The 22,796-nt window shown below is 29.2% G+C and carries 21 protein-coding genes; 10 read left to right on the top strand and 11 right to left on the bottom strand.

The window, feature by feature from the left end:
• Positions 1–53 precede the first annotated feature (53 nt).
• The 4 genes from L8T90_RS02740 to efp are packed head-to-tail and all read left to right on the top strand — an operon-like array spanning position 54 to position 4,414.
• Complete coding sequence (locus tag L8T90_RS02740) at positions 54–1,721, top strand: 30S ribosomal protein S1 (protein WP_263736650.1); 1,668 nt, start codon at positions 54–56, stop codon at positions 1,719–1,721.
• Between the two features lie 6 nt (positions 1,722–1,727).
• Positions 1,728–2,207 carry a hypothetical protein gene (locus L8T90_RS02735; RefSeq protein ID WP_220555329.1) on the top strand — a complete coding sequence of 160 codons (480 nt, stop codon included), beginning with the start codon at positions 1,728–1,730 and terminating at the stop codon, positions 2,205–2,207.
• Positions 2,204–3,784 carry a phosphoglycerate dehydrogenase gene (gene serA, locus L8T90_RS02730; RefSeq protein WP_263736649.1) on the top strand — a complete coding sequence of 527 codons (1,581 nt, stop codon included), beginning with the start codon at positions 2,204–2,206 and terminating at the stop codon, positions 3,782–3,784. Before L8T90_RS02735 ends, serA begins: the two co-directional genes overlap by 4 nt.
• A 60-nt stretch (positions 3,785–3,844) precedes the next feature.
• A complete protein-coding gene (gene efp / locus L8T90_RS02725) occupies positions 3,845–4,414 on the top strand; it encodes an elongation factor P (protein ID WP_039618934.1) in 570 nt (189 codons plus the stop codon).
• An 18-nt stretch (positions 4,415–4,432) separates the two neighbouring features.
• Here the strand turns inward: efp and L8T90_RS02720 are convergent, their stop codons facing one another.
• From L8T90_RS02720 to uvrB, 6 genes are all read right to left on the bottom strand, one after another.
• On the bottom strand, positions 4,433–5,512 hold the full coding sequence (locus tag L8T90_RS02720) for an ABC transporter permease (RefSeq protein WP_263736648.1): 1,080 nt from the start codon (positions 5,510–5,512) through the stop codon (positions 4,433–4,435).
• On the bottom strand, positions 5,512–6,570 hold the full coding sequence (locus L8T90_RS02715; RefSeq protein WP_263736647.1) for an ABC transporter permease: 1,059 nt from the start codon (positions 6,568–6,570) through the stop codon (positions 5,512–5,514). The genes L8T90_RS02720 and L8T90_RS02715 overlap by 1 nt, the downstream gene beginning before the upstream one ends.
• 1 nt (position 6,571) lies before the next feature.
• The gene (locus L8T90_RS02710; RefSeq protein ID WP_263736646.1) at positions 6,572–7,306 is read right to left on the bottom strand and encodes an ABC transporter ATP-binding protein; all 735 of its coding nucleotides are present in this window, start codon (positions 7,304–7,306) and stop codon (positions 6,572–6,574) included.
• Positions 7,299–8,210: an ABC transporter ATP-binding protein gene (locus L8T90_RS02705; protein ID WP_263736645.1), complete on the bottom strand. Its 912-nt coding sequence runs from the start codon at positions 8,208–8,210 to the stop codon at positions 7,299–7,301. Before L8T90_RS02705 ends, L8T90_RS02710 begins: the two co-directional genes overlap by 8 nt.
• The gene (locus L8T90_RS02700) at positions 8,182–9,066 is read right to left on the bottom strand and encodes an HlyD family secretion protein (protein WP_263736644.1); all 885 of its coding nucleotides are present in this window, start codon (positions 9,064–9,066) and stop codon (positions 8,182–8,184) included. Before L8T90_RS02700 ends, L8T90_RS02705 begins: the two co-directional genes overlap by 29 nt.
• A 74-nt stretch (positions 9,067–9,140) precedes the next feature.
• Entirely contained in the window at positions 9,141–11,114 is a 1,974-nt protein-coding gene (gene uvrB, locus L8T90_RS02695; protein WP_263736643.1) for an excinuclease ABC subunit UvrB, read from the bottom strand.
• 154 nt (positions 11,115–11,268) lie between these two features.
• On the opposite strand from uvrB, the gene L8T90_RS02690 reads away from it, so the two are divergent.
• The 6 genes from L8T90_RS02690 to ispG all read left to right on the top strand — a co-directional run bounded on the left by L8T90_RS02690 (position 11,269) and on the right by ispG (position 16,775).
• Complete coding sequence (locus L8T90_RS02690) at positions 11,269–11,502, top strand: hypothetical protein (protein WP_012661890.1); 234 nt, start codon at positions 11,269–11,271, stop codon at positions 11,500–11,502.
• Positions 11,489–11,728, top strand: a complete 240-nt coding sequence (locus L8T90_RS02685; RefSeq protein WP_012661889.1) for a hypothetical protein — start codon at positions 11,489–11,491, stop codon at positions 11,726–11,728. Before L8T90_RS02690 ends, L8T90_RS02685 begins: the two co-directional genes overlap by 14 nt.
• Positions 11,729–12,199 (top strand): type II secretion system protein, encoded by a 471-nt coding sequence (locus L8T90_RS02680; RefSeq protein WP_257927896.1) that lies wholly within the window; start codon positions 11,729–11,731, stop codon positions 12,197–12,199.
• Complete coding sequence (locus L8T90_RS02675) at positions 12,196–14,040, top strand: primosomal protein N' (RefSeq protein ID WP_263736642.1); 1,845 nt, start codon at positions 12,196–12,198, stop codon at positions 14,038–14,040. Before L8T90_RS02680 ends, L8T90_RS02675 begins: the two co-directional genes overlap by 4 nt.
• A gap of 120 nt (positions 14,041–14,160) precedes the next feature.
• A complete protein-coding gene (locus L8T90_RS02670) occupies positions 14,161–15,654 on the top strand; it encodes a C69 family dipeptidase (RefSeq protein WP_263736641.1) in 1,494 nt (497 codons plus the stop codon).
• Positions 15,655–15,710: 56 nt separating this feature from the next.
• Positions 15,711–16,775, top strand: a complete 1,065-nt coding sequence (gene ispG, locus L8T90_RS02665) for a flavodoxin-dependent (E)-4-hydroxy-3-methylbut-2-enyl-diphosphate synthase (RefSeq protein WP_412174995.1) — start codon at positions 15,711–15,713, stop codon at positions 16,773–16,775.
• Here the strand turns inward: ispG and L8T90_RS02660 are convergent.
• The 5 genes from L8T90_RS02660 to L8T90_RS02640 form a co-directional block, all read right to left on the bottom strand.
• Positions 16,772–18,136 (bottom strand): nicotinate phosphoribosyltransferase, encoded by a 1,365-nt coding sequence (locus L8T90_RS02660; protein ID WP_263736640.1) that lies wholly within the window; start codon positions 18,134–18,136, stop codon positions 16,772–16,774. The genes ispG and L8T90_RS02660 overlap by 4 nt on opposite strands.
• Before the next feature lie 21 nt (positions 18,137–18,157).
• Positions 18,158–19,264 carry a cell division protein FtsZ gene (gene ftsZ / locus L8T90_RS02655; RefSeq protein WP_039626779.1) on the bottom strand — a complete coding sequence of 369 codons (1,107 nt, stop codon included), beginning with the start codon at positions 19,262–19,264 and terminating at the stop codon, positions 18,158–18,160.
• Between the two features lie 11 nt (positions 19,265–19,275).
• A complete protein-coding gene (ftsA, locus tag L8T90_RS02650) occupies positions 19,276–20,655 on the bottom strand; it encodes a cell division protein FtsA (RefSeq protein ID WP_263663486.1) in 1,380 nt (459 codons plus the stop codon).
• Positions 20,652–22,130, bottom strand: a complete 1,479-nt coding sequence (locus L8T90_RS02645; RefSeq protein ID WP_263736639.1) for a peptidylprolyl isomerase — start codon at positions 22,128–22,130, stop codon at positions 20,652–20,654. The genes ftsA and L8T90_RS02645 overlap by 4 nt, the downstream gene beginning before the upstream one ends.
• Before the next feature lie 79 nt (positions 22,131–22,209).
• A complete protein-coding gene (locus tag L8T90_RS02640) occupies positions 22,210–22,788 on the bottom strand; it encodes a class II aldolase and adducin N-terminal domain-containing protein (RefSeq protein WP_257397147.1) in 579 nt (192 codons plus the stop codon).
• Positions 22,789–22,796: the final 8 nt, after the last annotated feature.

Here is a 22,796-nt window from a genome sequence, read left to right as displayed (position 1 = left end):
TTAAAGAAAACAATACTATAATCAAGAATTAAAATTTAAAACAAAGGACCACGATGAGCGAGGTGAACAAAAAAGTTCAAAACAGACTAGAGGATATTATTATAGAAGAAGATTTTGAGCAAATGCTCGAGGAATCTTTCAAGTCTGATGAGGAGGCAACTACACAGGGTATAATTGTCGCGATTAAAGGCGATGAAGTATTTGTAAATGTAGGGCAAAAATCAGAAGGTATTTTGGCAATAGAAGAAATTCAAAACGACAAAGGCGAATTTATCTTCAAAGAAGGCGATACATTAGAAGTTGCTATAGTGGGTTCTCGCGGTGGCAGATCTTTACTTTCTCATAAAAAAGCTTTAAGAAAGCAAAAAGTTAAAGAATTTATTGATAATTATAAAGATGATGAAAGTATGTTTGATGTAAAAATCATTGGTAAAAATAGAGGCGGTTTTGTAGCTGTGGATGAAAATGGAGTAGAATTTTTCTTGCCAAAATCACAAAGTAGCTTTAAAGATTCAAATAACATCATCAATAAAACTTTCAAAGTTAAAATCATCAAAATAGATAAAGAAGCTCAAAGTATAGTAGTTTCTAGAAAAAAAATACTAGATGAAGAAAGAAAAAAACGCAAAGAGATTATCTCAAATGTGTTAAATCAAGAAGAAATCATAGAAGGTATTGTTAAAAAAATCACCACCTATGGTATGTTTGTTGATGTAGGCGGTGTTGATGGTTTGGTTCACTATAGTGAAATTTCTTATAAAGGACCGGTAAATCCTAGTTCATTATATAATGAGGGTGATAAGGTTCCTGTAAAAGTGATTAAATATGATAAAGATAAAAAACATCTTTCTTTATCTATCAAACTTGCTATGCCTGATCCTTGGGATGAAATTAAAGATGGTTTAGAGGTTGGTGACACTATTAAGGTTACGGTTTCAAATATAGAGCCATATGGTGCTTTTGTTGATTTGGGAAATGATATAGAAGGATTTTTACATATAAGTGAAATTTCTTGGGATAAAAATGCTAAAAATCCAAAAGATTATATTAGCGAAGGCCAAGAGCTTGATGTGGAAGTAATTGAGATTAATGCTAAAGAAAGAAGACTTAGAGTTTCTTTAAAAAATTTATTAGCAAAACCTTTTGATGAGTTTTTAAAATCACATAAGGTAGGTGATGTGGTAAAAGGTAGTGTTACTTCTGTAACTAATTTTGGTGCCTTTGTAAAAATTGCAAACTTAGAAGGTTTGTTGCATAATGAAGATGCTTCATGGAATAGAAACGATAAATGCAAAGATATGTATAAAGTTGGTGATGTTATAGAAGTTAAAATCATCAAGCTTGACAAAGAAAATCAAAAAATTTCTTTAAGTACTAAAGAATTGCAAAAAAGTCCTGTGCAGGTTTATGCACAAAAACACCAAGTAAATGATATTATCTCAGGAAAAATTAGAGATATTAAGGATTTTGGAGTTTTTGTAGAGCTTGAAGAGGGCGTTGATGCACTAATTCACAAAGAAGATTTGGGTAATATTGATTTTTCAAGTTTAAAAGTAGGCGATACAATAGAAGCTTTAATTGTTTTCATTGATGAAAAGAAAAATAGAATTCGTTTAAGCGTAAAAAGTCTTGCAAGAATGAAAGAAAGAGAAGCGTTAAACGAAATCAATGATAATGATAAAGTAACTTTAGGTGATATTATCAAAGATCAACTTTCATAATAACAAATGAAAAAATATACCCTTTATGGTATTTTAGGCTTTTTAAGCCTAGTTTTGATTGTTGCTTTTGTTTTTATGGTGAGATATGTAAGTGTTGGAAATTTACCTATCTCACAAAATGTTAAATATTCTTTTGATGAGATAAAAAAAGAATTACCACAAACTTGGCAAGATAAACTTTCAAATCTTAAAGTTAATGATTTTTCTCCAGCAGCGAATGAATTTTATATGAGTTTTAATATGGATGATTCTGTAGTAAAACCAAAACAAAAATTTTATATGCTCGATGTAAACAAAAACGATGTTTATTCTATGTTTTGTTTAAAGCAAACTTTGCATTCTTTTTTTATCAAATACACTTTAACACAAAGCAAAGATGAAGTGGCAATTTATTTAGATACAAATAATGAAAAAGTTTTAAACGCACTGATCGACAAATTAAAAATTTACAACATAAATGCAAAATTAAAGGAGGTTTGGTTATGAAAAAAATTATTGTATGTGATGCAATATTAGACAAAGGTATGGAGCTTTTAAGAAAAGCTGATGATGTAGAACTTATTGAAGCAGCGCATTTACCTAAAGATGAGCTTTTAACAAAATTAAGTGATGTAGATGTGGCTATTACTAGAAGTTCAACAGATGTGGATTTGAAATTTATCAATGCATGTTCTAATTTAAAAGCTTTAGTTAGAGCAGGTGTTGGAGTTGATAATGTTGATATAGATGAATGTTCTAAAAAAGGCATTATAGTTATGAATGTGCCAACGGCTAATACCATAGCAGCAGTTGAACTTACTATGAATCATCTATTATGCTCTGCAAGATCTTTTGTAAATGCTCATAATTTTTTAAAAATACAAAGAAGATGGGAAAGAGAAAAATGGTATGGTGTTGAACTTATGAACAAAACTTTAGGGGTTATAGGTTTTGGTAATATAGGTTCAAGAGTAGCTGTACGCGCAAAAGCTTTTGGTATGAAAGTTATAGCTTATGATCCTTATGTGGTAGCTTCTAAAATGACTGATTTGGGTATTGAGTGCGTGAATTCTTTAGATACAATTTTAACTCAAAGTGATTTTATTACTATACATACACCAAAAACAAAAGAAACAACAGATATGATTTCTTTTGAAGAAATTTCTAAAATGAAAGATGGCGTAAGATTGATAAATTGTGCTAGAGGTGGTCTTTATAATGAAGATGCTTTGTGTGAAGGATTAAAAAGTGGTAAAATAGCTTGGCTTGGTATCGATGTGTTTAATAAAGAACCTGCAACTAATCATCCATTTTTAGACTTTGAAAATGTTTCTGTTACTTCTCATCTTGGTGCAAATACCTTAGAAAGTCAAGAAAATATAGCTATCCAAGCATGCGAGCAAGCTTTAAATGCTGCAAGAGGAATTTCTTATCCTAATGCTTTAAATTTACCAATTAAAACTGAAGATTTGCCAAGTTTTGTAGCACCTTATATTGAGCTTATTTCTAAAATGGGCTTTTTGGCTGCTCAGCTTGATAAAACTCCTATTAAAGCTATTAAACTTGAAAGTGAAGGACAAATTAGTGAGTATAATGAGTCTTTGCTAACTTTTGCAACAGTGAGTGTTTTAAGAGGAATTTTAGGTGAAAATATTAATTATATCAACGCACATTTTGTAGCTAAAGACAAGGGTGTGGAACTTTCTTCTTGTATTTTACCAAGTAGTGGTTATAGTAACAAAATCACCATAAAGGTAATTACAGATAATTCTAACCTTTCTATCTCAGGGACTATTTTTGGTGAAAATGAACAAAGGATAGTAGAGTTAAATGGTTTTGATGTAGATTTTAAACCAAAAGGGAAAATGATAATTTTAAATAACAATGATATACCAGGAGTTATTGCTAATGTTAGCGGAATTTTAGCTAAAAATAATGTCAATATAGCTGATTTTAGACTTGGTAGAAATGGTTTTGGAAAAGCTTTAGCTGTGATTTTGCTTGATGCAAAAATTTCAAAAGCTTTGCTTGAGGAATTAAGAGCAGTTGATGCTTGTATTTTTGCAGAATATGCAGAAGTTTAAGGCTTTTTATAAGCCTTAATTGTTACAATTATTTTTTAATTTTAAAATTAAGGAAAATATATGGCTTCTTATGGAATGGGAGATTTAAAAAAAGGTTTAAAAATAGAAATTGATGGTATTCCTTTTAAAATCGTAGAATATCAACACGTAAAACCAGGAAAAGGTCCTGCTTTTGTACGTATTAAAATTAAATCTTTTATCGATGGTAAGGTTTTAGAAAAAACTTTCCATGCAGGAGATAAATGCGAATCTCCAAATTTAGAAGAAAAACAAATGCAATATCTATACGATGATGGTGAAAATTGTCAATTTATGGATACTCAAACTTATGAGCAAGTTGCAATTAGCGATGAAGATGTGGGTGAAGCTAAAAAATGGATGCTTGATGGAACCATGGTGGATGTTTTATTCCACAATGGAAAAGCAATTGGTGTGGAAGTGCCTCAAGTAATGGAGCTTAAAATTATCGAAACAGCACCAAATTTCAAAGGTGACACTCAAGGCTCAAACAAAAAGCCAGCTACTTTAGAAACAGGTGCAGTAGTGCAAATTCCTTTCCATGTATTAGAAGGGGAAGTAATTCGCGTTGATACTGTGCGTGGAGAATATATAGAAAGAGCAAATAAATAAAAGCCTTTTTTAAGGCTTTTAGCTTCTTTTTTTGTAACTTATTATAGCAAAGCAGTTGAATATAATCGCAAATATACCAAGTATTATAAAATTAGAATATAAATTTGTTATATCAACTTCTTTTAGAAAAATCATTCTTAAAGATTCTATAAAGTATTTTAATGGATTTAGATGGCTTAAAGCATAAGCCCACTTTGGCATAGAAAGTATAGAAGTAAAAAGGCCACTCATTAATATAAAAATCATCATGAAGAAAAAAATTACAAACATAGCTTGTGCTATGGTATTAGAATAGTTAGAAATGATAATCCCAAATCCAGAAATAGCCAAAATATAAATAAACACCACAGCACATAGTAACAACACATTACTCTTAGGATACAAATCATAAACAAAAAATGAAACCAAAAGACATATGCTAAAGGCAACTATACCAATTATCCAGTACATAATGAGCTTGGCTAGTATAAAATTAAATTTAGAAATAGGACTAACATTTATTTGTTCAATATTTCCCTTTTCTTTTTCACTTACAATGTTAATTGCGGGTAAAAAACCACAAAGTAAAGTGAGTACTATAGTGCTTAAAGCAGGAATCATATAATGTTGGTAATTAAGATTTGGATTAAATTTGAAATTGCTTAAGATATTAATTTTGTCTTGTTTTAAATTTAAGCTTGAAGTGATGATTTTATTTATATAGATTAAGCTTATATTGGCTTTTACTCCATTTATAGCATTAATATAAAGAGATAAATTTAATTTGTTTTCTTTGAAAAAATCGCGCTCAAAATTTGAGTTAAATTCTAATATTGCATCACAAATGTTATTTTCTATACATTTTTTAGCATCTTGGTACGTGGAAAATGTGTATATTTTGTCAAAATATTTGTTATTAACAATAGTATTTATTATATTTTTAGTACTCTGACTTTTATCCCAGTCAATTACTGCTATATTGATATTTTTAACTTCAAGATTTGTTGCCCATGGCATAATAAGTATTAGAACTAAAGGATAAATCAAAACCAATCGTGGTAAAAATTTATTACGTTTAAATTGTAAAAATTCCTTTTTTAATAAAGCTTTTAACAGCATTATTCAATCCTATCTTTAAATTTTTTAATGCTTGCAAATAGGAAAATAAAACTCATCGACAATAAAATAATAAGTTCTTTTAATAAAAAGCTTAAACTAACATCCATAAACATAATTTTTTTAATGCCTATGATAAACCATTTTGCAGGGATCAAATGGGTGAAAAATTCTAGAATTTTTGGCATGCTTTCAGTGGGAAATATCATACCTGAAAGTAAAATTATAGGGATTAAAAATACCATTCCACATATTAACATAGCGCTTGCTTGTGTTTTTGTTATACATGATACAAAAAGCCCTATGCTTAAAGCTAGAAAAATGTATAACATACAAAAACAAAGCAAGATAAAAAGATTTCCTTGAATATGTATATTTAAAACAAAAACCGATAACAACAAAATAATAAACAAGCTAATATTAGAAATAAAAAAATACGGCAACATTTTTGCAAATATAATTATAAAAGGTCTTATTGGGGCACTAAGTAGCATTTGCATGGTTTGATTTTCTTTTTCGCGCACTATGGATATGCTAGTCATCATCGCGCAAATTAACATTAAAATCATACCCATTAGTCCAGGTATAAATACATATTGACTTTTAGAACTAGGATTATATAAAAAACGTATATTGAAATTTTGTACATCAAGTTGTTCTAATAAAATATTTTCAATATAAGCATTGATAATGCTAGCCCTATTAGGATCACTTGCATCGATTAAAATTTGAATTATTTGATTTTTTGCAAAATTATGATCAAATATAAGAGTCATATCTATTTTAGAGTTTTTAAAATCATCTTGCATTTGTTTAATGTCGTGGTAAGTTTGTATAAATTCAAAATAAGGATTATTTATTAGTGTTTGAGATATTTGTTTACTAGTATTATCTTTTGATAAATTTAAAATGCTAAATTTTATATGGTTTACTTCCATGCTAAGTGCAAAACCAAAGAGTAAAATTTGCACTATAGGCATGAAAAATACTATCAACATAGTCCTTTTATCTCTTATAATATGCAAACTCTCTTTTTTAACAATAGCTAGAAAAATATTCATATTAAGATCTTTTTGCTTCTTTTGCTAATTGAAAAAATACTTCTTGTATATCTTTAGCATTATATGTTCTTTTTAAATTTTTGGGAGTATCTAAAATTTTGATTTTGCCATCTATCATAATACTTACTCTATCGCAATATTCTGCTTCATCCATATAGTGCGTTGTGATAAAAATAGAAATATTTTCATTGCTTGCTTTGTAAATAAGCTCCCAAAAATCCCTTCTTGTTTTTGGATCTACACCACTTGTGGGTTCATCTAAAAAAATAATCTTTGGCTTGTGTAAAGTTGCTACGCAAAAGGCTAGCTTTTGTTTAAAACCTAAAGATAGATCTTTTACAAGCTTGTTTTTATAAGCATATATATTTAAAAAATTTAATAATGAGTCTCCGTTTTCTCTTATTGTTTTAGTGCTTAAACCATATATTGTGCCAAATAATTCTATATTTTCAAAAACACTTAGATCCTCATAAAGCGAAAATTTTTGACTCATATAACCTATATTTTGTTTGATTTTTTCACTATCTTTATATACATCATATCCGCCAATAAAAGCATTTCCACTTGTTGGTAAACTCAAACCACAAAGCATTTTTATAGCAGTGGTTTTTCCTGCTCCATTGGCTCCTAAAAAGGCAAATATTTCTCCTTTGTGAACTTCAAAATTTAGATTATCTACTGCTTTAAAGGTTCCAAAATATTGACAAAGATTAGAAGTTTTTATAACACTATCCATGGTTTAATTCCATAAAACAATCTTCAAGATTTGCATTGGTTTTATATAAGGAAAGTTTTTGATTGCATTTTTTTTCTATTATAGATAACCATTTAGAAGTATTAGTATGTTCTTTAAAAACAATATGAATATTTTCTTTAAAAGCATAAAAATTTTTTACACTATCATCATTTTTTAAAATTGTCATAATGTTTTTGATTTTTATTCCTTCTAGAGCATAAATTTCTGATTGAATATTTTCGCATAGTGTTTTTGGCTTGTCTAATCTTATAAATTTACCATTTTGTATAAAAGCGATTTTATTTGATCTTGCAATTTCATCCATATAAGAACTTGTTATGATAATACTTTTGCTTAAAGACAATAATATATCCCAAAAATCTTTTCTTGAACAAGGATCCACTCCAGTTGTAGGTTCATCTAGTATTAAAAGTTTTGGTTTGTGAATGAGAGCACAGCATAGAGCTAGCTTTTGCTTCATTCCTCCAGAAAGAGCGCTTGCTTTTCTATTTTTTACTTGTTGTAATTGCTGATATATAGGTAATATTTCTTGTAAATTTTCTTTCCAATTGCAAGAGTGAATTTTGGCAAAAAAATCTATATTTTCATCTATACTAAGATCACCATAGAGACTAAAACAAGGACTCATATAGGCTATTATTTTTCTAATTTGTTGATAGTCTTTTACTAGATCATATCCATAAATTTTAGTTTTTGTCGTATCGGGTAATACAAGAGTGCTTAAAATTTTTAACAAAGTACTTTTGCCAGATCCATCTGCTCCAATAATGCCTAAAATTTCACCATCATTTAGATTAAAATTAATATCACTTAGAACTTTCTTATTATTGTAACTTTTATAAAGATTTTTAACTTCAATCATGGTAAAAATGTACTTCGGCATAGGTTCCGATTTTTAAATAACCATCATTTTTGACATTTATTTTTATCATATAAACAAGATTTTCTCTCTCATCTTTACTCATGATAGTCTTTGGTGTAAATTCAGCTTTTTGTGAAATATAAGATACAACACCTTGATAGCTTTTGCCTGTGTCAGAAATTATTTTAACATTATCTTTAAGCTTTATTTTGTTGTAATCTTGATTGATGATATAAGCTTTAAGATATAGGTTTGATAAATCTGCTATTTTAAATAACGCTTGATTTTTACTTAATTCTCCAGCGAAAGCATACTTTTCTAAAACAGTGCCATAAATAGGAGATCTTATAAAGCTTTTGGCAATACTATCTTCTAAGATAGCAATTTGAATCAATGCGGTTTGAATTTGTTTGTCTATAGAAGCGTTTTTAAGAGTTAGATTTTCTTTTTTAGCATCGATCTCTTTTTCTAATAATGAATATTTTGCATTAATATCATCGTATTCTTTTTGAGAAATTGCCTCATTTTTCAAAAGTGTATAATAGCGTTTTTTATCTACTAAGGTATCTTTGAGTTGCTGAAATAAAGGTGAGAGTTGGTTTTTTATATCTAGTTTTTGTAGTTTTAACGCTTCAATAATATGATAAAGTTCTTTCTTTTTTAACTCCAAAGAAACACTATCTATTTTTCCTATTATCTGGTCTTTTTGTAGTTTTTGTCCTTCTTGGATATTAAATTCTAAAATTTTTCCCTGTATTTCACTAGAGATAATTATCTCATCACTTTCAAAAATCCCCATTGCATCAAATTTGTCATTTGGATTAGAGCATGCATAGAAAGAAAATATTGACATGGCAAGCAAAAGAAATTTGAGCATAGTTTCACTTTAAATTTATTATTTATTTTTAGTTTATTAAAAATATTATGAAAATAATCTTAAATAGTAAGAGTTTATAAAGTTCTTAATTTATTAATCTCATCCCTAAGCATTGCTGCTTTTTCAAATTCAAGATTTTTAGCTGCTTCTAACATTTGTTTTCTTAATTCTTTTACTATTTTAGCACGTTCTTTTGCAGGCATTTTTTCAAGTTCTTTACCTTTACGATAAATTTCTCCTTGCTCAAGTTCATGTTTTAAACTTTCTTCTATGTTTCTTTTTACTGAGGTTGGTGTGATGTTGTGTTTTTTATTATAAGCTTCTTGCAAAGCCCTTCTTTCATTAGTAGTATCGATAGCTTCTTGCATGGATTTTGTGACTTTTTTGGCAAAAAGTAAAACTTTTCCATTGACATTTCTAGCAGCACGCCCCATCGTTTGAATGAGTGCAGTGGTACTTCTTAAAAAGCCTTCTTTATCTGCATCCATAATCGCTATAAGAGAAACTTCAGGCAAGTCAAGTCCTTCTCTTAAAAGATTAATCCCGATTAAAATATCAAAAGCACCACTTCTTAAACCACGGATGATTTCATTACGCTCTATTGCATCAATTTCTGAGTGCATGTATTTTACTTTTAAGCCAAGTTCTAAGTAGTATTTACTAAGCTCTTCAGCCATTTTTTTAGTTAAAACGGTTATTAAAACTCTTTCATTGCGTTCTATAACTTTTTTAGCTTCATCGTATAAAATTTCTACTTGATTTTCACTATCTTTGATTTCTATTTTAGGATCTAAAAGCCCTGTTGGACGCATGATTTGATAAAAAATATTTTCTTTGCTTAATTCTAGTTCTAAAGGTGCAGGTGTAGCTGAAACAAATAAAAATTTACAATTTTTATTAATAAATTCATCAAACATCAAAGGTCTATTATCTAAGGCACTTGGCAAGCGAAAACCATAATCAACCAAAGTTTGTTTTCTACTTCTATCCCCTGCAAACATCCCGCGAAATTGTGGTAAAGATACATGAGATTCATCCACAATGACTAAAAAGTCTTGGTTTTTAATAGCAAAATAATCAAAAAGTGTATAAGGTGTATCACCACTTTTAAGCCCTGTTAAATGCAAAGCATAATTTTCAACTCCTTTACACATTCCAGTGCTTTGAAGCATTTCAAGGTCAAATTCTACTCTTTGTTTTAACCTTTGTGCTTCTACGAGTTTATTTTCATTTTCAAAATAAGCAAGGCGTTCATTTAATTCAGCTTTTATACCTTTTATAGCCTCTTTAAGCCTAACTTCACCTACGCTAAATTGACTGGTTGGGTAAAGTATGAATTTTTTTAAATCTTTACCTTTTTTATTTTCTAAGACATTATAATGATACATCGCCTCAAGCTCATCGCCAAAAAACTCAAGCCTAATAGCTTCATCTTCATAATAAGCTGGATATATATCTACTATATCTCCATTTACTCTAAAATCAGCTCTATCAAAGAAATTATCATTGCGTTTATAACCCATGTCTACAAGTTTTTTTAAAAGTTCTTTTTGTGAAATTTGCATATTTAGTTCTAAAATTAAAACCATACCTACATACTCACTTGGATTTCCCAAACCATAATTTGCCGAAACACTAGCTATACAAATAACATCATCATAACTTAAAAGCGAAGCACTTGCACTAAGTCTTAATCTTTCTAAATCTTCATTAGTGGAACTATCTTTTTCTATAAAAACATCGGTTCTTGGTATATAAGCCTCGGGTTGATAATAATCATAATAGCTTATAAAATACTCCACATGATTATTTGCAAAAAAGCCTTTAAATTCACTATAAAGTTGCGCGCATAAGCTTTTATTGTGGCTCATGATAAGAGTAGGCATGTTTAAGTTTTTAATGATATTTGCCATAGTGAAAGTTTTTCCACTACCTGTAACACCTAGCAAGGTTTGGTATTTATTGCCCGCTTTAATGCTTTTTACTATACCATCAATGGCTTGTTTTTGATCAGGACTTGGCTTAAAATCACTAGTAAGTTCAAACATAAATTTTCCTAACTTGTATTTTTGCTAATTTTACACAAAATTTTTTGTAAAAATTTAAATTTTAAAACAAAAAGCTATGCAAAATTAAATTTTTTTTTGTTACAATTATGTGTTTAAAATACTCTAAATATAAAATCAATAAAGGCAAGAAAATATGTATGATGAAAGAATAATCAACACAATGACTGATAAAGTAAATGAGCTTTTGGCTAAATATAATGAAGTATGTGAAATCAATGAAAATTTAAGAAATGAATTAGTAAGTGTAAAAGCACAAAATGAAGCTAAAAACAATCAAATCGCACGTTTAGAAGAAGAGCTTAAAAATAAAAATATTGAAAGCGAAGATGTGATCAAAAAAATAGAGGCAGTTCTTGGCAAACAATAACCAAAGAAAAGTTACAATTAATGTCTATGCAAAAGACTTTGTTGTAACATGCAGTAATGAATTTGCAAATCATCTTGAAGATGAAATTGCTTTAATTTCTGGAGGTACAGGCAAGATAGAGCTTGCAAATTTCATTAATGCTTTTGTAAAACTTAGCTATGAAAACTATATCTTAAAAAAAGAACTCAATAAACTTATCAATACTATCGATGAAGAAATAAAATAAATGCAAACAAAAAAAGCTTTTACTTTGATAGAGCTTGTTTTTTGTATGATGATTATTGCTATTCTTAGCGTAATTGCTTATCCGTATTTTTCTTTTGGAAAAAATGATGCTAAACTCATTCAAGTAAAAAGTGAGGTGGAGCTTATCAATGCTTCTTTGTCTTTACTTAGAAATCAGTTTTTATTTAAAGAAAGTAAGGATTTTCCAGCAATTTTAGATGAAGCTTTGATAAATAGTGAAAATCAAAAATTATTTGTATGTTCTCATTCTCAAAATCATAAAAATACAAAACAATGCACTTACAGCGTTTTAGAAAAACCAATCATTTCATCTAAAAAATCGTGGATGAAAATAGCAAATACTCAATATAGATTTTTTATAAATTCTAAAAATTACATAGATTTTTCTTATAATAGTGAAAAAGTTTTTTTAGAATGTGTGAGTTTAAATTGTAAGGATTATGGGTTTTGAATTTTTATCAACTTGCTATTAAAGGATATTATTTAGATACCTTAACTTACGAAAGTGAAGAAGAATTTGAAATTTTAGATGAGGTAATAGTTGATCTTGCAAGGAAAAAAAATCTCAAAGCTATAATTTTACAAAAATGTTCAAAGCCTGATTTTAAAACCCAAGCTATAAAGGAAAAAACAGGTTTTAAACTAACGCAATATCAATACGAACTTGCTCAATTTATTGCTTATTATTATGCTAGTAAAATAGCTTTTGTTTTAGGTATGTTTGAAAGCATTAAAGAGTATAAAAATGAAAAAATTCATATAGAAAAAGTACCTAGTTTAAGTAAAAACCAGCAAGAGGCTTTGGAATTTATAAAAACTAAACAAACTAGTTTGCTATTTGGTGATACAGGAAGTGGTAAAACTGAAATTTATATTAGCTTGATAAAAGAATATTTAGAGCAAGGAAAGCAAGTTTTGCTTTTAATGCCAGAAATCGCTCTAACTCCACAAATGCAAAAAAGATTAAAAGTGTATTTTGGCGAGCATTTTTTCTTGTGGCATTCTAAAATTACTAAGAAAAAAAAGCAAGAATGTTTGCAAGATTTAGCAAATTCAAAAGCTCTTTTAGTAGTGGGAGCTAGGTCGGCTTTGTTTTTACCTTTTAAGAATTTGGGTTTGATTATTATTGATGAAGAGCATGATAATTCTTATAAAGCTTCTAATAATCCAAAAATCAATGCAAGAGATTTAGCTTTATTTGTAGCAAAAAAAATGCATATAAAAGTTCTTTTAGGTTCGGCTACTCCAAGTGTTGTAAGTTTTTATAAACATCCTTGTTTTAGGCTTAAAGGAACTTTCTTTGAAAGTAAAAAGCAGTTTTTATATGATGAGAGTGAGCTTAGTGTTTCATCAAAATTGCTTTTAGAATTAAAAATTAGCTTAAGAAATAAAAAGCAAGCCGTGGTATTTTTACCTACAAGGGCAAATTTTAGACAAATTTTATGCAAAGAATGTGCTAATACTATTAAATGCCCTTTTTGTTCTATTGCTTTGAGTTTGCATAAAAATAAAAATGCATTAAAATGCCATTATTGTAATTTCACTAAAGAAATCGATCAAGCCTGCCCAACTTGCAATGGAGTTATGCTTGAAGCTAAAAAAATGGGCACAGCAGAGCTTTGTGAGCTTTTAGAAAAAGAATTAGCTGAGTTTAATCCTATCATAAAAAGATTTGATAGTGATGAGATTAGCAGTGTAAAAAAGCTTGATATGATTTTAAAAGATTTTAACCAAGAAAAAATTGATATTTTAGTAGGCACTTCCATGCTTGCTAAAGGACATGATTATCACAATGTGGATTTGAGTGTGATTTTGGGGCTTGATGAATATTTATTTAGGCCTAATTTTAAAGCCTTAGAAGAGACTTTGGCTCTTGCTATGCAAGTAGCAGGTCGTGCAGGTCGAAAGGGTGAAGGTAGGGTGCTTTTACAAACTAAAAATAGATCTTTTTTTGAAAAATATATACAAGATTACGATAGTTTTTTAAAAGATGAATTAAATGCTAGAAATGAACTTTATCCTCCATTTAAAAGACTTTTAAGGCTAATTATTGAAGATGAGGATAAAAATAAAGCTTTAAATTTGTGTGAATTTATAGCTAATAAAGTTCAAGAATTAAAACAAGTGCAATTAGTAGGCCATGGTGCTTGTGGTATTGAAATGCTAAATAAAAAATGGCGTTTTTATGTGTTATTGCGTGCTAATACCCATCAAGAACTTGTAAAATTTGAGCATTTTGCTTTAAATTTTAAAAATATTACTTGCGATATAGATCCAGTTGATTTTTCTTGAAAAATATATTTATTTATAAATAATTATTATTTTATAATAAAAACAATATTTTATTTTTAATTTTAAATTTATTTTGATAAGAATATACTTTTTTAATTTCTTAAATTTAAAGGAGAGAAAATGAAAAAGTTTAGTTTTCTTGCAGGTTGTGTACTTTTTGGTGCTTTGTTTAATAATACTTTAGCTTGCACTACTATTTTAGTACCAAATGAAGCAAGTAAAGATGGCTCTATGTTGGTTGCAAGAAGTGCTGATAGTAAGGCAGATAAAGCACAAGTTTTTCTAATCCACCCAAGAGTTGAAAATCAAAAAGGTATTTATAGCACTAAAGCACATCAAGGAATGAATGATTTTACTTACCCTTTGCCTACTAAATCTTTTCAATATAGTACCATAGCTAATTGGCAAAGTAAATTACACGGTGCTACTGGTTTTAATGAAATGGGTGTTGGGATAAGTGCTACTGAATCAATTTATGCAAAAGATGAACTTTTAAAATTTGATCCTTATAATGAGAAAAATGGCATTAGTGAAGATGATATTTTGGATGTTTTGCTTCCAAGAATTAAAAGTGCAAAAGAAGGTGTTTTATTATTGGGTGATATTATAGAAAAACAAGGAGCTACTGAGGGTTTTGGAGTAGCTTTTGTGGATTCTAAAGAAATTTGGTATTTAGAAAGTGCCACAGCACATCAGTGGATGGCTGTAAAAATTCCTAATAATTCGTATTTTGTTAGTGCGAATCAAGGTAGGCTAAAACAACTAAAATTCAACGATGAAAATACCTTGCATTCTAAAAATTTAATAAATTTTGCCATAATACATAAAGCGTATAATCCTAAAGTGGATAAGGATTTTGATTTTTTTAAAGTTTATACAAGAAATGATGATAGAGATTTAACTTATAATTATCCTAGAGTTTGGTGGATACAAAAAATGTTTAATCCATCTTTAAATCAAGATGTAAAAAATGGTGCTAATTTTAATGTGTTTTTGCAACCTGAGCAAAAACTTAGTGTGGATGATTTAAAAAAAGCTTTAAGATCGCACTATGATGGAACAAAATATGATCCATATGCAAATTTCAATGAAAATGAAAACATTTACCGTGTTGTGAGTGTGTTTAGAACTTATGAATCTCACATTATGCAAGTTAGACCGTGGCTTCCTAAAGAAATAGGTAGATTAAATTATGTCGCAATAGGAATGGCTGATTTGAGTGTGTATTTGCCTTATTATTTTGGTAATGATGAGTTTATTGCAGGATATCAACAAGGAACAAATGAAGCTGATGATAAATCAATTTATTGGATTTATCGCAAGTTGCAAACTCTTGTAATGAGTGATTATAATAAATATGCTCCTATCGTAAAAAATGCTTATGCTAAATTTGAAAAAGACACATCTTTAAAACAAGAAGCTATGGAAAAAGAATATTTAAGTCTTTATAAAAAAGATAAGAACAAAGCAAAGCAAATTTTAGTTGATTTTTCATTGCAAAATCAAATGGAAGCTAAAAAACTTACTCAAGATTTGACAAATCAAATTTTTACCCTTTTAACAAGAGATACAGATATAAAATATAAATCTCTTAATAAAAATAAAAAAGATTAATGATATAGCCCATTTTTGGGCTATAATACTCTAAAAATATTTTTAGAGTGATTTTAATGACAAGGTACAAAACAAGACAAATAAAAGTAGGTGATGTTTTAATAGGTGGAGATGCTCCTATTTCAGTGCAATCTATGCTTTTTACTAAAACAAGAGATATTGAAGGTTGTTTAGAGCAGCTTAACAGACTTTATTTTGCTGGTGCAAATATAGTGCGTTTAGCCTGTTTGGATATGGCAGATGCAAGAGCTTTAAAAGAAATCAAAGCAAAAAGTCCCTTACCTTTAATAGTGGATATACATTTTAATCATAAGCTAGCAGTCTTTTGTGCTGAATTTATCGATGGGGTGAGAATTAACCCAGGAAATATAGGCTCAAAAGAAAATATCAAAGAAGTGGTGCAAGCTTGTAAACAAAGAAAAATTCCTATTAGAATAGGGGTAAATCATGGCTCTATAGAAAAGCAATTTAGCGATAAATATGGTTATAATATAGAAGCTATGCTTGCAAGCGCTTTATATAATATAAAATTACTAGAAGATTTAGACTTTTTTGATATTAAAATTTCTATGAAAACTTCAGATGTGCAAAATACCATAAAAGCTTATGAAGCTCTAAGACCACTTTGTGATTATCCATTTCATTTAGGAGTTACTGAGGCAGGGACTAAATTTCATAGCACGGTTAAAAGCTCGATTGCTTTAGGAAATTTGCTTTTAAAAGGTATAGGCGATACAATGAGAGTTTCTATGACAGGGGAGCTTGAAGAAGAGATTAAAGTAGCAAGGGCTATTTTGCAAGATAGTGGAGTGCAAAAAAGTGGAGTAAATATCATCTCATGTCCAACTTGTGGAAGAATTCAAAGTGATTTGATCAAAGCGATTAAAATAGTAGAAGAAAAAACTAAGCATATAAAAGAACCATTAAATATAAGTGTTATGGGTTGTGTTGTAAATGCCTTGGGCGAGGCTAAGGGTGCTGATGTGGCTATTGCTTTTGGAAAAAATCAAGGTTTAGTTATAAGACATGGCGAAGTAGTGGCAAAATTAAAAGAAGATGAGCTTGTAGATAGATTTTTACTTGAAGTAGAAGATGAGGTAAAACTTAGAAAAAAAGATTAATTTTTTTCTAAGTAAGTTTTTTGCATATTTTGTAATTTTTTAGAAATTTTTACTTTATAAATACTTGGATTTTGAAGTTTTTTTAGTTTAAAATCCAAACTATCAATACTTTTTTTATGATACTCTTGAATATTTTTCAAGTTAGGAAGCTCATAGATTAATTTTCCATCTTTAAAAATAAGCTCATGTAAATTTTTATATGTATAACCTTGATAATTTTTAATACTTTCATCATGTGCATATAAGATATCAAAACTTGCTTTATTTTCTTTATAATACCTTATGAGTTTTTTAAAATGTGGCAAGGTTGTTTTGCTTGAGCTTGCACTGATTTTTATTTTAGGGATGATTTGATTGTTTTTTTCTAATGCAACAAGCTTATAAACAGCTCCAAAAATAGGCGAACTTGCCGAAGTAATAAGCTTTTCTCCAATGCCAAAAGCATCGATTGGGGCTTTGTTTTTTAGTAATTTTTCTATGATAAACTCATCTAAAGTATTACTAGCTATGATTTTGCATTTTGTTAATCCAGCAAGATTTAGTTTTTTTCTAATATATTTAGAGATTTTAAGCAAATTTCCTGAGTCAATACGGATAGAATAATTTTGCATAGAATCTTGCGCATTTAACTCATTAAAAATTAAAATAGCATTTTCAATGCCTTTTTTATAATCATAAGTATCAATCAAAAGACTTATATTATCTTTATAAATTTGACAATATACCCTAAAAGCACTTAGCTCATCATCAAACATTTGCACCCAAGCATGAGACATGGTTCCACTAATAGGAATATTAAATTTTTTCCCAGCTAAAGTACAAGCACTTGCATGAAAACCACCGATAAAAGCAGCTCTAGCACCATTTAAAGCTGCACTTTCTCCATGGGCTCTGCGAGAGCCAAATTCTAAAAGCAATTTTTCTTTTGCAATTTGAGTAATTCTGCTAGCTTTAGTGGCAATTAGACATTGATGATTTAGGGTTAAAAGTATGAAAGTTTCTAACAATAAAGCCTCTATTATAGGTGCTTTAATAATCATTAAAGGAGTATTAGCAAAAACGCATTCACCTTCTTTAACGCTTAGTATATCTCCACTAAATTTTAAAGTTGAAAGGTAGTTTAAAAATTCATCATCAAATTTTTTAGTATTTTTCAAAAAATCTATGTCATCTTTAGAGAAAGAAAAATGATTAATATGATTTATGATTTGTTCTAATCCACAAAAAACAGCATAAGAAGCATTATCAGGAGCTTTTCTAAAAAAAACTTCAAAATAAACAATTTGCTTATGCATATTTTGTTTAAAATAAGCATAAGCCATACTTAGTTCGTAAAAATCACATAATAATGAAGAATTCATATAAGGATTTTTACTAAAAAATTAATCCATTTGGCGACGCAAGAAAGCAGGAACATCAAGCTGAGAAATCACTTCTTCATCAAATCCACCGCTAGCTTTACGTAAATTCATATAGCTATTTTTTTTACTTTCTTCTTGTTCTTTAGCGCTTTCTATTTCAGCTTTATCTTCAAAACCTGTAGCAATGATAGTAACTTCAACGCGATCACCCATACTCTCATCAGTCGTTGCACCAAAGATTACTTTTGCGTTTTCATCTGCTATATCGCTAATGCTTTGAGTAGCTTGTGAAATTTCTATCAATGAGCATTCAGGACCAATTTTATAATGGATGATTACGCCTTTAACGCCTTTCATGGTCATGCCGTCTAATAATGGAGATTCTATAGCACTTGATAATGCATCCATGATAGCATTTTCACCTTCTCCATGACCCACGCCCATTAGTGCTAAACCTCTGTGGCTCATAACAGTTCTAACATCAGCAAAGTCAACATTAATATCGCCATCTTCTAAAAGGATAGACACCATACCCCTAACAGCTCTAGCTAAAATATCATCAACTAGTTTAAATGCTTCTTTTATACCTGCTTTTTTTGGGAGTATACTAAGAAGTTTTTCGTTTTGGATTACAATGATAGAATCACTTTCTTTTTTTAATTCAGCTAAACCAGCTTCTGCTAATTTTTTTCTTTGTTTTCCTTCAAATGCAAAAGGCATAGTTACAACTGAAACAGTTAGCGCACCTACTTCTTTAGCAGCTTGTGCTACAACAGGAGCTGCACCTGTACCAGTTCCACCACCAAGTCCTGCTGAAATAAATACTATGTCGCTTTGACTTAAAGCAGCTTTTACTTCTTCAAAACTTTCTCTTGCGCTTTCTGCCCCAATTTCTGGTTGCATTCCAGCACCCAAACCCTTGGTTTTTTTCTCACCTAGTTGAATTCTAGTTTTTGCTAAAGATTTAGCTATAGCTTGTGCATCAGTATTAGCTGAAATAAGATCAAGATCATGTAAACCCATATTTACCATATGATCTATCATGTTACCGCCACCGCCACCGCAGCCTATGACTTTTATTTTTGCACCTTTTGCGTGTTGCATTTCTTCCACTAGATATTCGCTCATTGTGTCTCCTATTAGAACTGGTTTATTAATTTATTCCAAAATTTATGCATTAAATTCGTTTTTTTATCTTTCTTTGTTTCTATTTTTGCTAATTCTGTTTTTTCATCTTCAAATTCTTTTTGATCTTGAAAAATTTCTTCAAAATCTTTATTTTCTTCTTCGTTTTCATCTATGGTAAGATTTTGTTTGATCTGTTTATTGATAAACTCAGGCTCTCCTTTATATCTTAGTTTCTCATTAGAATCTAATTCATAAGGAGTAAAATGCCCACCACCATACAAACAAAGACCTATAGCACAGCTATTTTCTGCATCTTCAAAAATTTCTTTAAAACCATCCATAGTATCTTTTTTTGCAGTCGCTATTCTAACAGCTTTATTATCAAAATAAGCTGAAGCAAGCTTGTCAAGTCCTGCAAATTTTGTCATTCCACCTGTTAATACTATACCTGCTCCTGCTTGATTTGCACAAGCATTATCGCTTAGCATTTTAGCTAAAATAATAATAGTTTCTTCAATTCTTGCATAAATTACATTGGATATGACTTCTACTGAAACTTCATTTTTTCTTTTTTCATCACCCATGTATGGAATTTGTATAATTGAGTTTTCATTTTGTGCTAAAGATGCATAATTTAATTTTAGTTTTTCTGCTTCTTTTGGTGGGGTATGTAAAGCTATGGATAAATCATTGGTGATATTTACTGAGCCAATTTGCAAGCATTCATTGTAGCGTATAGAATTACCCGCATGAATGACCATATCGCAAACTGCTCCACCCATATCGATTAAAATAGCACCTAATTCTTTTTCACTATCATCAAAGCAAGCAATAGAAGAAGCATAGCCTGAAAGAACGATGTTATCTACTCTAAGATCAGCAAGCTCCACAGCTTTTTTTAGATTTTTAATATGCACTTCTTGCGAGATTACAATATGCGTAGAAACTTCAAGGCGATTTCCACTCATTCCCAAAGGATCTTCTACATGTTCAAGATCATTTACTTTAAAATTATAAGGTAATACATGAATGATTTCATATCCACTAGGTATATTTGCAGTATGCTTTGCTGTGCTTACTGCTCTGTGAATTTCTTTAATACCTATTTCATGATTTGGTATATTAACTACACCTATACTATCTACGCTTTTTGCGTAAGCACCTGAAATAGATACAATTACTTTATCATAATGCACGCCTGACATCATTTGTGCATCAGCTACTGCCTCTTCTATAGATTTTGAAGCAAGTTCTATATTAGTAATTGCTCCTTTTTTTATACCATTTGATTTTGATTTTCCAAAACCAATGACTTTTAGTCCTTCTTCGCTTTTTTGTGCTAATATGGCGCAAGTTTGTATTGAGCCTAAATCAATTCCTAAAATATTCAATTTGTATTTCCTTTATAATAGCGTTGAATTGGATATAATTCTATAAGTTTTTTTAATAATTCTTCCTTAAGTAAAGCTTGTTTAGTTTGTTTAGCGCTTTGCTCTATGATAAATTTATAAATTTCTTCTTTATTTTTATTTTCTAAAGTTTGCTTTGTGATTTCATAAACAATTGCTTTATCATCAAACAATACATAAGATTTAGCTTTGTTTGAGTCAAATACATGCATTAAAAACTCGCTAAATTCAGCATCATTCATCATATCACCTACTTTTGCATTTTTAGCTGAGTCGCGACTATAAGTTCCTATGTCTATGCCTTGGAAATTATCTAGGGCAAGTTTTGCTTTTTCTTCTAATAAGGCTTTAGTTTTTTCTTTAATGTAAAGTTTACTTACTTCGTTTTTAGCTTGCTCAAAAGTCATAGTTTGTATAGGATTTATTTTTATAATTTTTGCAATCATATAGCCGTTTTCAAATTTAAAAGGCTTAATAAAATCATTTTCTTTAGCTTTTTGTATATTTTCTAAAGGATAATAAATATCAGCATCGCTGATTGTGATATTTTTATCAAAACTAAGCTCGTTCTTTCTCAAAGCCACATAGCTTTCATTGGCTTTAAGTTTAAGTTTAGAAAGTTTTAAATCTTTTATAACTTTATCTTTGCTTTGTTCTAGACTTAGAATTTTCCCTGCAAAATCTTTATAGTCATTTTTATTTTCTTCATAGTAAGCTTGGATTTCTTTGTCATCAATTTTGATTATATCAGGGTTTAAAAAATAAGTTGCAAGCTCGTAACTTTTTTGCGTCTTATAAAGCTCTTTATTTTTCTCCCAAGTTTGTTTTAACTCTTTTTCATCCATTGTTATGTTTTTATTATCAAGTTTTATAGCTTGAACTTTTAAACTATCTTGCATTAAAAAACTTGCGCCAAACATATCAAGTTCATTTGGTTTGATTTGTAAATTTAAAATAGCATTGATTTTTTTAAGTAATAACTCATCGTGAATGATTTTTTCATAAGTTTTTGGTGTATAGTTGTTTCTTGCAAGCAGATTGTAGTATAAATTTTTGTCAAAAACACCTGAAGCATTATGAAAGATTTTTTGATGTGCTAAATCATAAGCAATTTCTTCCTCGCTCACATTTAAACCCAAGGTTTTAGCATAAGAAAGTAGTAGTTTTTCTTGTATAAGTTCATTAATAGCTTGGGTGTCTAAGCCATCTTTTTGTGCTTGTTCTTGTGTGTAATTGCCATTGTTTAGCTGAGAATAATAGCTAAATAATTGAGAATATTTAAGATTAAACTCATCATAACTTATTTTTTCATCGCCTACCTTTGCAACAGAACTAGATCTATCGGTGTTAAAATCATAACTCCCCCAACCAACAAAACCTGCTCCAACAAAAGCAATAACGCTAATCCAAATAGTTACAACTAAGTATTTTTTATGATGCTGCATCCAAGTGAGCATTTTTACCCCAATCTGATTAAATAAATTAAACTATAAATTATAAATAATTTGTGATTAATAAAAGATTAATTTTAAATTATTATGATAAATTTGTTTCCGCTAAATGGATAATTTTGCAAGAATTTTCAATTAAATCTATAATTTTACCTAATTCATAACTTGTTCTACCATAGGCAAATATACCATAGCCCTTTACAACAACAAAATTTTGTTTTTGTTCTAACATATAACGATAAATTTCAGTTTGTGATCTATCCTCCCAATCTTCATAATTTTTAGGATTATAAACTCGAATTTCTTCTAGAAAAATTTCACCAAAATAATCTTGAGGTGTTATAAAATCATGATTTAAACTCATAGATAAGGTATAGGTTGGGCAGGCAAAACATATAAATTTGGCTTCAGGTATGTTCTCATATATACTTTTATGGATTTCACTATCGCTACTTGCCTCATCCCAGCTATAATCTTTTGCAAATTTTAAAATACTTAAACTTTTTTCATCTAGTTGATTTAAAAAAGTGTCATTTTTATTTATAATAAAAGAACTTTGAGATAGTTTTGCTGAAACTGATCCGTGGCAAATTCCAAAAAAATTTTTTTTAAACATTGAAGTAGAAAGTATTTTGATTTGAGAAATGATATTTTCTTTATTCATTAAAAACC

Source organism: Campylobacter sp. RKI_CA19_01121 (genome assembly GCF_025771295.1).
Lineage (GTDB): Bacteria > Campylobacterota > Campylobacteria > Campylobacterales > Campylobacteraceae > Campylobacter_D.
Note: the sequence above shows the minus strand (reverse complement) of the source record. Positions and strands in the feature narration are given on the sequence as shown.